The sequence below is a fragment of the Methylobacterium sp. WSM2598 genome (genome assembly GCF_000379105.1).
GTDB lineage: Bacteria > Pseudomonadota > Alphaproteobacteria > Rhizobiales > Beijerinckiaceae > Methylobacterium.
The window spans coordinates 4888236-4902404 of the sequence record NZ_KB900609.1; the positions used below are offsets into that span (position 1 = coordinate 4888236).

At 74.4% G+C, this 14169-nt stretch carries 11 protein-coding genes; 4 read left to right on the top strand and 7 right to left on the bottom strand.

Features of this window, described 5'->3' with window-relative positions; all coding sequences use genetic code 11:
* Positions 1-230: 230 nt before the first annotated feature.
* Positions 231-1703: an oxygen-independent coproporphyrinogen III oxidase gene (gene hemN / locus MET2598_RS0123125; RefSeq protein ID WP_018262538.1), complete on the bottom strand. Its 1473-nt coding sequence runs from the start codon at positions 1701-1703 to the stop codon at positions 231-233.
* A gap of 244 nt (positions 1704-1947) precedes the next feature.
* Positions 1948-2364: a hypothetical protein gene (locus MET2598_RS0123130; RefSeq protein ID WP_018262539.1), complete on the bottom strand. Its 417-nt coding sequence runs from the start codon at positions 2362-2364 to the stop codon at positions 1948-1950.
* A gap of 204 nt (positions 2365-2568) precedes the next feature.
* On the opposite strand from MET2598_RS0123130, the gene MET2598_RS0123135 reads away from it, so the two are divergent.
* Positions 2569-3330: a helix-turn-helix domain-containing protein gene (locus tag MET2598_RS0123135; RefSeq protein WP_018262540.1), complete on the top strand. Its 762-nt coding sequence runs from the start codon at positions 2569-2571 to the stop codon at positions 3328-3330.
* Positions 3331-3443: 113 nt separating this feature from the next.
* On the opposite strand, the gene MET2598_RS0123140 is transcribed toward MET2598_RS0123135, so the two are convergent.
* Genes MET2598_RS0123140 through MET2598_RS0123150 form a run of 3 tightly spaced genes read right to left on the bottom strand, consistent with a single transcriptional unit; the run spans position 3444 to position 7440 of the window.
* Positions 3444-5630: a hypothetical protein gene (locus tag MET2598_RS0123140; RefSeq protein ID WP_236728800.1), complete on the bottom strand. Its 2187-nt coding sequence runs from the start codon at positions 5628-5630 to the stop codon at positions 3444-3446.
* Entirely contained in the window at positions 5627-6349 is a 723-nt protein-coding gene (locus tag MET2598_RS0123145) for a class I SAM-dependent methyltransferase (RefSeq protein WP_018262542.1), read from the bottom strand. The genes MET2598_RS0123140 and MET2598_RS0123145 overlap by 4 nt, the downstream gene beginning before the upstream one ends.
* Positions 6331-7440 (bottom strand): glycosyltransferase family 2 protein, encoded by a 1110-nt coding sequence (locus MET2598_RS0123150; protein WP_018262543.1) that lies wholly within the window; start codon positions 7438-7440, stop codon positions 6331-6333. Before MET2598_RS0123150 ends, MET2598_RS0123145 begins: the two co-directional genes overlap by 19 nt.
* 317 nt (positions 7441-7757) lie before the next feature.
* On the opposite strand from MET2598_RS0123150, the gene MET2598_RS0123155 reads away from it, so the two are divergent.
* The 3 genes from MET2598_RS0123155 (at position 7758) to MET2598_RS0123165 (ending at position 10846) form a co-directional block, all read left to right on the top strand.
* Positions 7758-8096: a c-type cytochrome gene (locus MET2598_RS0123155; protein WP_012330908.1), complete on the top strand. Its 339-nt coding sequence runs from the start codon at positions 7758-7760 to the stop codon at positions 8094-8096.
* Positions 8097-8305: 209 nt separating this feature from the next.
* Positions 8306-8683: a hypothetical protein gene (locus tag MET2598_RS0123160; protein WP_018262544.1), complete on the top strand. Its 378-nt coding sequence runs from the start codon at positions 8306-8308 to the stop codon at positions 8681-8683.
* A 42-nt stretch (positions 8684-8725) separates the two neighbouring features.
* The gene (locus tag MET2598_RS0123165; RefSeq protein ID WP_018262545.1) at positions 8726-10846 is read left to right on the top strand and encodes a TonB-dependent receptor family protein; all 2121 of its coding nucleotides are present in this window, start codon (positions 8726-8728) and stop codon (positions 10844-10846) included.
* Between the two features lie 57 nt (positions 10847-10903).
* Here the strand turns inward: MET2598_RS0123165 and MET2598_RS0123170 are convergent, their stop codons facing one another.
* Entirely contained in the window at positions 10904-11767 is an 864-nt protein-coding gene (locus tag MET2598_RS0123170) for a universal stress protein (RefSeq protein WP_018262546.1), read from the bottom strand.
* A 192-nt stretch (positions 11768-11959) separates the two neighbouring features.
* Positions 11960-13948, bottom strand: coding sequence for a sensor histidine kinase (locus MET2598_RS0123175; protein ID WP_012330904.1), 1989 nt, complete (start codon positions 13946-13948; stop codon positions 11960-11962).
* Positions 13949-14169: the final 221 nt, after the last annotated feature.

Genomic DNA, 14169 nt, shown 5'->3' on the forward strand with positions numbered 1-14169 from the left:
CCCGACGGAGAGGGCGAGGATCGGGCCGAGGGTTTGGCCGGGGCGCGCGTCGGGACGAGCCCGACGCCGCCGAACCGGCGACCGCTTCGGCGAATTTCGGCGAATGCTGCTCATCCGCCATCCGGTTGATGGCTTCGCCATCTGCAATTTCGGCAATGCGGATGTCGGCTTCGCTCAGGCGCCGCGCAGGCTCGTGATCCGGGACCCGCTTTGATCAAGCGGGTCCCGGATCAGACGGCCGCCGCGTGACGCTCCGGCGCCGGCACGAGGTGCCGGTCGAAGACCGCGCAGACGCTGCGCACGAAGGAGCGGCCCGTCTCGGTCACGGCGATGCCGTCGAGGGAATCGGGCCCGGTGCCGCTCGCGAACAGCCGCACGAGGCCGTCGCGGGCGAACTCCTCCAGGCGGGCCCGCATCGTGCCCGAGACCAGGGCCGGGACGCTCGTGTCGTGCAGCGCGCAGAGCCGGCGCAGGTCGACCGCGAAGTCGCACATCAGCCGCTCGATCACGGCGCCGCGCAGGCGGTCGGCGGCGCCGACCGCGAGCCCGCGGGCGGTGGGCAGGTCGCCGGCCAGGATCCGCTCGCGCCACGCGGGCACGCCCGCGTGGTTCTGCGCGTAGCCGGCCGGAAGATGGCTGATCGCCGAGGCGCCGAAGCCGATCACGGTCTCGGCCGCATCCTCCGTATAGCCCTGGAAGTTGCGCCGCAGGCGGCCCGCCGCGGCGACCTCCGCCAGGGCGTCGTCCGGCCAGGCGAAGTGGTCGAGGCCGATGCGCACGTAGCCGAGATCCTGCAGGCGGGCGGCGGCCTCCCGCTGCTGCTCCAGCCGCCCCACCGGTCCCGGCAGGGCGTGGTCGGGGATCAGGCGCTGGGCCGGCTTCATCCAGGGCACGTGCGCGTAGCCGAACAGGGCGATCCGCTCCGGCCGCAGCGCCGCGACCTGGTCGATGGTGGAGAGGAGCCCCTTGGTGGTCTGATGGGGCAGCCCGTACATCAGGTCGAGGTTGATCGAGCCCACGCCCGCCCGGCGCAGATGCTCGACCGACCACGCCACCATCGAGAAGGGCTGGCGGCGGTTGATGGCCGCCTGTACCTGCGGGTCGAGGTCCTGCACGCCGAGGCTCGCCCGGTTGAGGCCGAGGCCGCAGGCGGTCGTGATCCAGGCCTCGGTGAGGAGGCGCGGGTCGAGTTCCGCCGCGAAGGCCGTGTCCGGCGACAGGGTGAAATGCCGGCGCAGGGCCTCGACCACGGCGGCGAGGTCGCCGGGCGCGAGCAGGTTGGGCGTGCCGCCGCCGAAATGCACGGCCCCGGCGGCGAGCCGGGCCGGCAGGGCCTCGGCGACGAGGCCGATCTCCCGGGTCAGCGTCGCCACGTAATCCTCGATCGGCCCGCGCCGATGGACCACGCTGGTGTGGCAGCCGCAGTACCAGCAGAGCTGGTCGCAGAAGGGCACGTGGAGATAGAGCGAGACCGGCTCGGCCGGCGGGAGGGCGGCGAGCCAGGCGGCGTGCTCGGCCGGTCCCGTCGCGCCCGTGAACTGGGCCGCGGTCGGGTAGGAGGTGTAGCGCGGGACCGGCTGCCCGTAGCGCGCGACGAGGGCCGCCGCGCGAACCGGCTCGAGCCGGGCGCAGTCCGGCTTCGCCCGGCAATGCGGAAGCTCGATCGGCGTGCCCTCGCAGCCCGTGCCATCCTGCGCGTCCATGGCCGCTCCCCTTCCTGGCATTCCCTCGGTGCGCCACGATGACGGGGCGGGACGGCGGATGCCCTGATTCAGATCAAGACCCTGCCGGCGGACGGCCCGCGCGACGCGCCCCGCCGGGCGGCTTGAGTGCAGGGCGGCTTGAGTGCAGGGCGGCTTGAGTGCAGGGCGGCTTGAGTGCAGGGCGGCTTGGGTGCAGGGCGGCTTGGGTGCAGGGCGGCTTGAGTGCAGGGCGGTTCGGCCGGCTTCAGGGGCCGGCCGGCGCGTCGAAGGCGACCGAGGCGCAGCCGAGCCGCCCGGCGAGGTGCGTCGCGCAGGATCGCAGCGCCGTCTCGACGCGCGGCCCGCCGAGATGGGCGGCGACGACGTCGCGCACGCGCAGCACTTTCTGGGGCGAGGGCGCGCCGAGGCCGTGCAGGCGCGGCGCGTCGTCCACGGCGTAGCAGAATACCGCGTGGGCGTAGCCGCGCGCGTCCTCCAGCATCATCAGCCCGGCGCGCCCGGGCGCCCGGCGGCGATAGTGCCGCACCAGCGCGGCCCAGCGCCGCGCATCGGCCCCCGGCTCGCAGAGACGGACCAGGGCGAAGGCCCGCCGCAGGGCCTGCCCGCCGGTCGCCTCCGAGTCGCACAGGAGACGCGCCGAGAAATGGTCGTCGATCTCCACTCGGTCACTCCGGCCACCCGCGAAGGCCATGATTGTCGGGCGGTTCAGGCGGTCGCGTCCTTGACCAGGATCAAGCCCGGCATCGCTGGGGCAGTGCTGCCGCGCGAGCATGCGACGCGCCGTCGGGGGAGTGACGCGGTGAGGCTTGCTCATCTACAACTCCACGACGGGACCGTCATCCGTGCCACCGACTCGCGAGATTCAATGTCGGCGAACGCCTTTCCGCCCTCGCCTGCCGAATGTCCCGGCTGGACCGAAGGAGCGACCTGTCCGCAGGGCCGCCTCGACACGCGCTGCGCCGCCTGCCGGGTGCGCAGCGTCAGCATCTGCGCCGCCCTGGACGCGGGAGAACTCGACCTCCTCGAAGCGCTGGCCGCCGACGCCGATTTCGCCGCCAAGGCGGCGATCGCCATGCAGGGCGACCCGGCGACGCATGTCTACAACATCACCGAGGGCACGGTGCGCCTCTACCGCCTGCTCGCGGACGGGCGCCGCCAGATCATCGGCTTCCTCCTGCCGGGCGATTTCATGGGGCTCGCCCTCTCGGACCGCTACGCCTTCTCGGCCGACGCGGTGGAGCCGGTCGCGGCCTGCCGGTTCGACCGCGCCGCCTTCACGCAACTCGTCGACGACAAGCCGCACCTGCTGCGTCGGCTGCACGAGGCGGCGACCCACGAATTGTCCCTGGCCCAGGACCACATGGTGCTGCTCGGCCGCCGGACCGCGGAGGAGAAGGTGGCGGCCTTCCTGGTCGCCCTGCGCGAGCGGCTCTGCCGCCTCGGACGCAGGGGCGTGACGCTCGCCCTGCCGATGACCCGCCAGGACATCGCCGATTACCTCGGCCTGACCCTGGAGACGGTGAGCCGGACCTTCTCGAAGCTCGCCCGCGACCGGGTGATCCTGGTCGTCCCGGACGGGGTACGGGTGCTGGACCGCGACCGCCTCCAGGCGATCGCCGCCGCCTGAGCGGGCGGCGTCGGCGGCCGGCCGGCGGGGAAGCCCGGGCCCGGCGCGCGCCTGCGCCATCCGGTTGATGGCTTCGCCATCTCCCATGTCGGCAATGCGGCTGTCGGCGTCGCTCAGGCGCCGCGCCGGGACCGCAGGGCGAACGCGGCCGTCGCGCCGAGGGCGAGCGTCGCCAGGGCGAGCCCCGGCAGGAAACCTGCCGGCCGGTAGCGCAGCGTCAGCACGCCCGGCCCGGCCGGGACCACCGCCGCGCACAGGATGCCGTTCACGATCTCGACGGCGAGGGGCTGCCCGTTCCAGCTGGCCTCGTAGCCCGGGTACCAGGCCCGCGCCCAGACCACGCGCCCGCCCTCGCCCCGCATCTCGTACCGGCCCTCGCGGGCGCCCTCGGAGGCGGCGGTGAGCACCGTCCCGGCGGGCAGGCGCGAGAGGGTGCCGGGCAGGTCCCCCGCGCCGGCCCGCTCGAACACGCTGCCTCCCTCGACCGGCCGCCGCGTCCAGCCGGGCCCGGCGAAGGCCGCGAAGGCGTCCGCCCGGGCGCCGGCCTGCGCGGTCACGCGGGTCACCCGGGCGAGATCGAGGGTGCTGCCCCCGCTCACCGGATCGGGGCGGGTCCAGAGATCGACCACCTCCGGACAGCTCGCCCCGATATAGTCGAGGCAGAGGTCGTCGAAGCCCTTGGCCCGCATCGGCGAGTAGCCGGCGATCGAGGCCGAGGCGGTGAGCAGGCCCATATTGCCGTGCGGGAAGACCCGGAACAGGCCGGACGGGGTGCCGCCGACCTCGCGATGCGTGAAGAGCGGCCGCTCGAACAGCAGCAGCGCCGCGTCGCCGTTCCGCAGCGGCTCGCCCCGGTAGGCCTCCCGGCTCGCGGGCGGAGTCCACTCCGGCACGAGTCCGTTATGCGGGAAGACGCGCGTCAGCAGCGCGAACAGGACGACGTGGCTGATCCCGATCGCCAGGAGCCCCGCCCGGGTCCGCGGGCCGCCCGCCCGCAGCACCGCCAGCGCCGCCGCCAGGACCACGAGCGCGAAGACGAGATTGAGCTTGGCGAGGGCCACGGACTGGAAGGACGCGATCACCGCGGTCGCCAGGACCAGGATCACGGTCGGGCTGGAGGACCAGCGGTGACCGGGCTGGGCCAGGAACCACGCGGCGACCACCGCGCAGCCGATCTGGAAATAGGGCAGGAAGCGGAAGGTCCAGCGCAGCTGCGAGACGCCCGGGGCCGTCGCCAGCAGGCCGAGCGCCAGGGTCACGGCGAGCAGGATGGCGGCGCCGGTCCCCGCCGGCGTCCTCAGGCGGCTCCAGCTGCCATGGAGCAGCGCGACCGGGATCCACCAGCCGACGTAGTGCATCGGCGGGGAGGCGACGATCTCGGGTCCCCAGAAGCTGACCCAGATCTGCGGGAAGAGCGGCGCCCCGATGGCGAGGAGCGTCGGCAGGGGCGCCTGCAGCATGTGCGGGTAGAAGGCCTCGGCGACCCGCGCGGTGCTGCCGATGGCGGCCGCGAGCGGCATCCAGGCCGGGGCGGCGAGGGCGAAGCCGAGGCCGGCCGCCAGCACGACCCGGGCGCAGGAGCGGAGCCCCGCGCCGCTCTGCAGCACGATCAGCACGCCGGTGCCGATCCCGGCGAGCAGGGCCGCGTCCGCGAAGGGCCAGCCGCTCGCCACCACGAGGAAGACGGCGAGCGCCGCGGGGGCGACGAAGCGGGCCTCCTCCCGCGCCCGCATCAGGAGCGCGGCCGCGAAGCCGAGCCAGGCCGTGCTGACGAGGCCCGGGACCCAGGTGGAGGCGCCCCAGTAGATCATCCCCAGGCAGGTGGCGCCGGTCAGGCCGGCCAGCACCGCGAAGGGGCGCGCGGTGCCGACGCTGCGCGCCAGGGCGTAGAGGCCCGCGCCGAGCAGGCCCAGATGCGTGAGGGCGTAGAAGGCGGCGGCGCGATCGAGGCGCTCGAAGCCGTCGAGCAGGAGGTAGAGCAGCAGGCAGACCGGATTGAGGAGCGCGTACTGGTACTCGGCGAGGAGCGAGCCGCCCTGGAACAGGCGGGGCGTCAGGACCGGCCATTCCCCGGCCTTGATCAGCCGGGCGATCTCGAGGAAGCCCGGGAGGAAGTAGGTCTGGCAATCGTCGGTGAAGTAGAAGCCCGGATCGTGCAGCAGGGGGAGCGCCCCGGTCGCGGCCGCCAGCAGGCCGGCGAGCACGGCGCCGCCGAGCTCCGCCCGGATCCCGGCCCGCCGCGCGGGGAGGGGGATGGCGGCCGGCGGCGCGCCGGCCAGGAGGCTGCCCTGCATCCTCATCGCGCCCACACCGCCAGGATGGACTTGCCCGCCCGGTGGAAGAGGAGCGGATCGATCCGCCGCGAGAGCGGCACCATCAGGCGGTCCCAGACGGCGATCTGCCCGGCCGTCGGCATCGCCTGGCGCAGGAGCGCGCGGTTGGCCAGGGAGGCGAGGAGGCCGACGCTGTCGAGGTAGCGCAGGCGCGTCAGGGCGAGCCCGTCCGGGCCGGCGGCCCGCAGGCTGGCGCGGGTGTAGCGCCGCTCGTGCCCGATCGCGGCGTCGAAGGGCGAGAACAGCGCCGGGTGGGCCGGGGCCAGCACCACCAGGCTGCCGCCCGGCGCCAGGCAGGCGGCGGCGCGCGCGAGTTCGTCCCGATCCTCGCGGATATGTTCGAGGACGTCGACGTAGAGGATCGCGTCGTAGGGGCCCGCGGCCGCCGCGCCGGCGAGCGTGCCCCGGCGGATGCGGGTGTGGGGGGCGAGCCGGCCCTCCGCCAGCTTCGCCGCGAGGGCGGCGGCGAAGCCCCGGTCGGGTTCGAGGCAGGTCCACTCGGTCACGGCCGGGTGCCGGCCGAGGATCTCGGCGGTCGCCCCGAGGCCCGCTCCCACGTCGAGCACGCGCCCGCGCAGGAAGGGGGCGATCTCGCCCGACCAGTAGGCCTTCCAGGTCGTGGCGGCGGAGAAGAGGTCGAGTTCGGTGCCGACGTAGTCGCCCTGGCTCAGGATGCTGCCTTCCACGTCGTCTCTCCGGATGGGGGAAGCGGCTGGGCGCCGCCGCGCGGGGCCGCCGGACCGAGGAAGCGCGCCGCGTCCCGGGCGGGCACCATCTCGGACAGGGAGCGGCGGTTGAGGTGCGAGGCCGCCGAGGTGATGGCCAGCAGCGCCGCCTGGAGCAGGGCCACGAGCAGCAGCCCGGCGGCGCTCGTCGCCCAGCCCGGGATCGCCAGGTCCGTGCCGAAGCGGACCGCCACGACGCCGATCAGCGCCGCGCAGATCCCGGCCGAGAAGACCCCGAGCGCGATCAGCAGGCGCACCAGGCAGACGTCCTCGAAGACCGCGATGGCGTTGAGCCCGTGGCGGATCAGCGAGGTCAGGTTCATGCTGGAGCGCCCGGCGTAGCGCACCCCCCGGTCGAGGCGGACGCGGTGCAGCGGCACGCCCGCGCGCAGCAGCGCCGCGGCGAAGTGGCTCCACAGGGCCGGGCTGTGCACGAGGCGCGTCAGCGCGCGCGGCGGGATCACGCAGTAATGGCCGAAATCGATCGTCTTGCCGGTGGCGAGGGCGAACGCCGCCTTGAAGGCCGCGTAGCCGATGGCGAAGCGCAGGCCCTCGAAGCGCCGCCCGCGCCGCACGCAGACGATCGCCTCCGGATGCGCCGCGCTCTCCCGCAGCAGGAGCGGGATGTGCTCGGGCCGGTCCTCGCCGTCGCCGTCCATCACGATCACGGCCCCGTAGGCCGCGGCCCGCTCGCTCGCGAGCGTGAGCCCGACCGCGATCGCCCGCTGGTGGCCGAGATTGGTCACCAGGATTGCCGGGCGCAGGCGGACGCGCTTCGCGGTCCGCGCCAGCGCCGCCAGCGTCTCCTCCCCGCTCTGCCAGGAGCCGTCGTCGACGACGATGACCTCGGCGTCGAGATCGGCCGCCTCGCAGACGGCGTCGATGGCCTCCGCGAGGTGCCGGAACGCCGGCCAGTCATTGTAGATCGGGACCACGACGGCGATCGGGCGACGATCCGGCGGCGCGGCCGGGCGCAGGGCGGCGAGTTCGCGGGCGATCTCGGCGAACCGGTCCCGCGCAGCTTCCGCACCGGTCTCGGCATCGTCGCGCATCGCATCCCTCCGGCGACCCGGTCGCGGCATCCCCCAGGCGGAGGCGCGCCCGCCCGCCCGGAGGCCGCCCGGAACCCCGCGGGGCCGGTCTCGCCGCCGCTGCCCGGCGATCGGAAACCTCCCCCAGATGGCGACGGGGGCGCTCACCCAAGCGGTTTGCACGGTCGCAGCGAGCGGTTAACAACTCGTACACGACGACGGTGCAGGAGCGGAGGGCGGGGCGCTGCGGCCTCGCCCGACGGCCTCGGCGGCTTGCGTTGAATCAAGGTCCGGGCGGGCCGGCTCGCGCAGTCTCGGGTCTCACCGCGGAGAGGTCGATGCCCCTGGTCCACCCTCGTTTCCCCGTCCTCGGCGCGGTCGCGCTCGGCCTCGCCCTCGCGGCCGGCCCGGCCCGGGCCGTCGAGGATCCCCACCTCACGCGCGGGCGCAATTTCGTGCGGACCCACTGCGCCGGCTGCCACGCGGTCGGGCGCACGGGCGAGAGCCCGCTCCCCGAGGCGCCCCGCTTCCGCGACCTCCACACCCGCTACCCCGTCGCCGAACTCGCCGAATCCCTCGCCGAGGGCATCACCACGGGCCATCCGACCATGCCGGAATTCCGCCTCGACCCGGATCAGGTCGAGGACGTCATCCGCTACCTCAGCAGCCTGGAATGAGCCGGGATCGGCTTGATCGAATCGGATCCCGGATCACGAGCCCGCGCGGCGCGTGAGCGGAGCCGACATCCGCATTGCCGAAATTGGAGATGGCGAAGCCATCAACCGGATGGCGGATGAGATGCCGCCGGGTCGCAGGCGGGGAGAAACGCCCGGCGACCGCCGCGGCGCGATTGACACCTTCTTGCCGGCCCACCTACGCCTCTCGCATGCGTGCCCCGCCGCGCCGCCGGCCGATCCTGCGCGCGGTCATCGCCCTGGCCGCGCTCTACGCGCTCGTCCTGCAGGCGGTGGCGGGGGGAGCGCTCGCGGCCGGGATGCCCTCCGCGGCGCACGCCCTCTGCGCGCCGGACGCGTCCGCGCCCGAGGCGCCGGGGCCGGGGAAGTCCCATCCCGTCCCGAACCACGGCGCCTGCTGCGTGGCGGCCCAGGCGCTCGACGGAGCGGCTCCGCCGCCCGCCGAGGCGAGCCCCGTGGCCTGGCCGCGCCGCCGCGCCGTCCCGATCCCGCACCGGCCCGACACCGTCGCCCAGCCCCGCGCGCCCCCCGGCATCAGCGCCGGCCCCCGAGCCCCGCCCGTCCTCTGACCGATCGCCCGCCACGATCCTGTCAGACACGGATGATCCCTCATGCCCCCCCGTTCCCGGGCCGCCCGCCGCGCCGCGGTGCTGCCGCTCGTCCTGCTCGCCGGTCCCGGCCTCGCCCAGACGTCCGACACGACCATCGCCCTCTCCGAGATCACCGTCGCCGGGAGCGGGCCGCCGCCTTCCGGCTCCGTCACGGTGCCGAGCGTCGCCGCCCAGCGCGCGGCCGTGAACGCCACCGTGGGCTCGGTCGGCTTCGTGGATGCGGCGGAGTACCAGAACACCTACGCCAACACGCTGCGGGACGTGCTTCGGGACGTGCCCGGCGTCACCGTGCAGGAGCGCTACGGCCAGGAGCTGCGCCTGTCCGTGCGCGGCTCGGGCGTCGCCCGCGGCTTCCACCTGCGCGGGATCGAGCTCCTGCAGGACGGCATCCCGTTCAACCTCGCGGACGGGAGCGGCGACTTCTACCAGATCGACCTGCCGGCCCTGCGCTCGCTGGAGATCTACAAGGGCGGCGACGCGTTCGCCTTCGGCGCCACCACCCTGGGGGGCGCCGTCAACGCCGTCACGCCCACCGCCCACACCGCCCTCGCGCCCACGCTCCTGCGCGTCGAGGGCGGCAGCTTCAACACGGTCCGGGAGAGCGTCCAGGTCTCGCGGATCTCCGGCCCGGTCGACATCCTGGTCAACGGCACGGTCACGAATTCGGACGGGTACCGGCAGCACGAGGCGCAGGCGACCCGCAACCTCAACGCCAATCTCGGCTACCGGCTCGCGCCAGGCGTCGAGACCCGGTTCTTCTTCGGGACCTACCTCACCGACCAGAAGCTGCCCGGCACGCTGACCCTGTCCGGCGCCCTCACCGATCCGCGGACCGCGAGCCCGACGGCGCTCAGCGGCAACCAGTCCCGCAAGGTCGAGACCGAGCGGATCGCCAACCGCACCTCCTTCGTGCTCGAGGTCGGCAAGCTCGACATCGACACCTGGGCGATCCACAAGTCGCTCTACCACCCGATCTTCCAGGTCATCGACCAGGACGGCTGGACCTACGGGATCGCGCCGCACTGGGCCGGCAGCGTCGACCTCGGCGGCCACCGCAACGACCTGCTGCTGGGCCTGCGCGCCTTCGCGGGGCGGAACGCCGCCCGGCAATTCGTGAACCTGGCCGGCCGGCGCGGGGCGCAGACGCTCGACGCCGTGCAGAGCGCCTCGAACTACGAGGCCTACGCGGAGAACCGCTTCTGGATCCTGCCCGACCTCGCCCTGATGACGGGGGCGAAGCTGTTCTCCTCGAACCGCACCTACAGCAACAAGGGCGGGCTCGCCCCGCCGAGCGCCGTCCCGGCCTTCGCCGACGAGACCTTCGAGGGCGTCAACCCGAAGCTCGGCCTGCTCTGGCAACCGCTGCCGGAGATCCAGGTCTTCGGCGACGTCACCCGCTCGCGCGACGTGCCGGACTTCTCGGACCTCGTGCAGACGAACGCGCTCGGGACCACCTTCGTGCCCCTCGCCGCGCAGCGCGCCTGGACCGTCGAGGCCGGGACGCGCGGCCGCATCGACCGCCTGTCCTGGGACGTGACCCTCTACCGGGCCGAGGTGCGGGACGAACTCATCAACTACGCGATCGCGCCCGGGCTCGGCATCCCGGCCGCGACCTTCAACGCCCCGCGCACCCGCCACCAGGGCGTCGAGGCGGCCTTCGGCCTCGACCTCGCCCGCGACCTCGCCGCGGAGGGCGACGCGCTCGTCCTGCGGCAGGTCTGGACGCACAACGACTTCCGCTTCCTGCACGACCCGGTCTTCGGCAACGGGCGCATCGCCGGCATCCCGGACGACGTGCTGCGCACGGTGCTGCGCTACACCCATCCGAGCGGGTTCTACGTCGCCCCCTCCCTCGACTGGGTGCCGCGCGGGGCCTTCGCCGACCACGCCAACACCCTGCGCGTGCCGGGCTACGCGCTGGTCAACCTGCAAGCCGGGATCGACGTCGCGAACGGCGTGTCGGTGTTCCTGGACGCCCGCAACCTGACGGACGAGCGCTTCGTCTCGGACATCTCGGTCGTCGCCGACGCGCGCAAGGTCGCGGGCGGGCCGGCGGCCCTGGCGGCCTTCTACCCGGGCAACGGCCGCGCCGTCTTCGCGGGCGTGCGGGCCGGGTTCTGACCCGGCATGCGGACCGCGTTCTGACCCGGCATGCGGGCCGGGTCCGGGCCCGCGCCGTCAATGCGTCATCAGCACGGGCAGGGGGGCGTGGTCGAGGACGTGGCGCGTGACGCCCCCGAGGAAGAACTGGCGCACCCGGCTGTGGGTGTAGGCCCCCATGACGAGGAGGCTGGCGCCGCTCGCCTGCGCGGCTTCCAGGAGGGCGGCGCCGACGGAGCGGGTCGGGTCGGGGGGCGCGAGCCGCTCGGCCGCGATGCCGTGCCGGGCGAGATAGGCGGCGAGTTCGGCGGCGTCCTGCGCGTCCTCGTCCCGGCGCGGGGCGGAGAAGATCGCGACCGCGCCGGCAGCCTCGATCAGGGGCATCGCCTGGGCGATCGCACGCGCGCCCTCCAGGCTGCCGTTCCAGGCGATCAGCAGCTTGCGCAGCGGGTCGGCCGGCGCGGGGCCGGGCGGCACCACCAGGGCCGGCCGGCCCGTGGCGAAGACCGCGGCGTCGAAGGCCACCGTCGCGAAGGGGTCCTGCCAGTCGGGCCGGTCGATCACGATCAGGTCGCTCAGGTGTCCCGCCCGGGCGAGGCTGGCATCGACCGGCCCGAGCCGCACCGTGAAGGAGGCGTCGGTGACGCCCGGGCGGACGTCGTCGCCGGCGCGCACCGCCACGTCGGCCCCCGTGCACCAGGTCTCGAAGGCGGCGCGCGCGGCCCCGATCGCCTCGCGCGTCTCCTCCTCCAGGCGCTCGCGGGTCACCCCGGCGGCGATCGCCACTTCGGGGATCGCCGCCAGCACGTCCTCGGCCGGCGGGGACAGGAAGGTCAGCCCGATATGCGCCTTCAGCCGGTCGCTGAGCGCCAGGGCCAAGTCGAGGCGCGGGCGCGCATCGCAATCGGGGCCCGTCGGAACCAGAAGGCAGCGCATCGCCATGGCGGTGATCCTCTCGATGATCCGGTCTCACCGGATCATCGCGCGGATGAGGCCGCCGTGATCTGAATCAATTTGCCGGTTCATCGAAGCGTTGCTCGGCGGCGGACCGACATCCGGGGCCTGCGGCTCACCCCGACGGTCACGCGACGCGACCGTCGGGTCCGTTCTCGAATCGTCGCCGAGCCGTTCGCATCACGCCGCCTGCCGCTTGCGTCCGGGCTCCTGCACGGGGGCGACGAGCGGAAGGGTCAGCACGAAGCGGCTGCCCGCGCCGGGCGCCGCATGCAGCGTGATCCGCCCGCCGAGCTGGTGGGTGACGATGTTGAAGGCGAGGTGGAGGCCGAGCCCGGTGCCGCCGCTGTCCCGGCGCGTGGTGAAGAAGGGCTCGAAGGCCCGCCGCGCCACCTCCTCGCTCATGCCGACGCCGTCGTCGCTGAAGGTGAGGACGACGCGGTCGGACCCCAGCGGCTCGGCCGCGAGCCGGATCGTGCCCGCGCGCCCGTCCGGGAAGCCGTGCCGCACGGCGTTGAGGAACAGGTTCGTCAGCACCTGGCCGAGGGGGCCGGGGAAGGACTCCATCACGAGGCCGGGGGGCAGGTCGAGGGCGAGGGCGATGCGGGCGGTGCGCAGTTCCGGCCGCAGGCTCGCGATGATCTGCGCGCAGGTCTCGCCGAGGTCGAAGCGGCGGCGGTTGTCCTGGCTGCGGTCGACGGCGACCTGCTTGAAGGATTGCACGAGGTCGCCCGCCCGCATCAGGTTGGCGACGAGCTGCTTGCTGGCCTCCTGCACGGCCTCGATGAAGCCCGTGAGCTGCGAGCGGCGCAGGGGCCCGCCGGCGAGGTCCGCCGCGAAGGCCTCGCAGCGCTGGCTCAGGGTCGAGGCGACGGTGAGGCTGATGCCGACCGGGTTGTTGACCTCGTGCGCGACCCCGGCGACGAGGCCGCCGAGGGCGGCGAGCTTCTCGGCCTCGATCAGGCTCGCCTGGGTCTCGCGCAGCTCCGCGAGGGCGGCCTCGGCCTGCTCCTTGGCGCGGCGCAGCTCCGCCTCGGCCCGCAGCCGCGCCAGCGCGTTCTCGCGGAACACCGCGACGGCGGCCGCCATGTCGCCGATCTCGTCGCGGGCCTCGGCGCCCGGCACCTTGCGGGCGTAGTCGCCCCCGGCGATCGCCAGCATGGCGCCGCTCAGGCCCCGCAGCGGGTCGCTGATGCTGCGGGCCACCAGGGTGCCGAGCGCGGCCACCAGGGCCACGAAGGCGAGCGCCACGCCCCCGAGCTTGAGCGCCGCGCTCTCCAGGGTGCGGTCGAAGCGGGCCTGGGCCGCCTGCTCGACCGCGCGCACATGGGTGCCCATCGCCTCGATCGAGGCGGTCATGCGGTCGGCATTGCCGTCGATCTCCTCCTTGAGCAGGCGACCTTGGGCGGCGAACTCGGCGGTGAGCGCCGCGACGCCCGCCTCGACGGCCTGCGCGCGGGCGTCGAGCGCGTCGAGGGCGCGGCTCTGCACGTCGGTCGCCGCGCGGTCGCGCATCACCGGCACCGTGCCGCGGATCGCGGCGGCGGCCCGGCGCACCTCCGCGGCCGAGGCCTCCGCGGCCGAGAGCGAGAAGGCGTTCGCCGCCAGCATCATGGCGTGGAAGGATTCCCGCGACTTCGACAGGGGCGGCCCGATCGGCGCCTGACCGGCCGCGTCGGACCCCTCGATGAGCGCGTAGAGCCCCGACATCTCGCGGGCCGGCCCCGCGAGGCGGCCCTCGTAGATCTGCGAGATCCGGGCGCGCGTCTCGCGCAGGGCCGAGAACCCGGCGATGAAGCGCTCGGTGACCTCCCGCAGGGTCTCCGAGGGCCGGGCGATGAGCGGGTCGAGCCGCGCCTGCACGCGCAGCCGGCCGATCAGCGTGTCGCGCAGGTCGCCGATCCGCCACAGCATGTCGGGGTCGTCCTGGCTGATCGAGCGGTGGATCAGGCTCTGCAGCCGCTCGGTGTCGCGGTCGAGCTGGCCGAGCAGGTGCTCGGACTGGCGCACCTGCCGCAGGTCGTTCCAGGCCCGCGACAGCACGGTGGCCCCGTCCCAGATCAGCCCGATCAGCACCAGGGCGAGGGCCGAGTTGAGCCCGGCGATGCCCAGGATGCGCCAGCGGATGGGCCATGCCCGCACGACCCGTTGCAGCCGTCTGCGCTCCATCCCGCCGGTCCCGCGCCCCGCTCCGCTGCCGGTTGTCCCGGGACGCGGGCAGGTTGTCAAAGGTGGAGGCGAGCCGGGCGCCGCGGCCGCGCGCGGGAGGCGGGATCCGGGTGGACGCGTCCGGCCCGCACGCGACGGCGTCGCCCGGCCTCCCGCGCGGGGCTGTCCCGAGCCGTGACGCAGAGTTATGAAGGACGTGTCGCAGTCTCACGGAGTCCCGC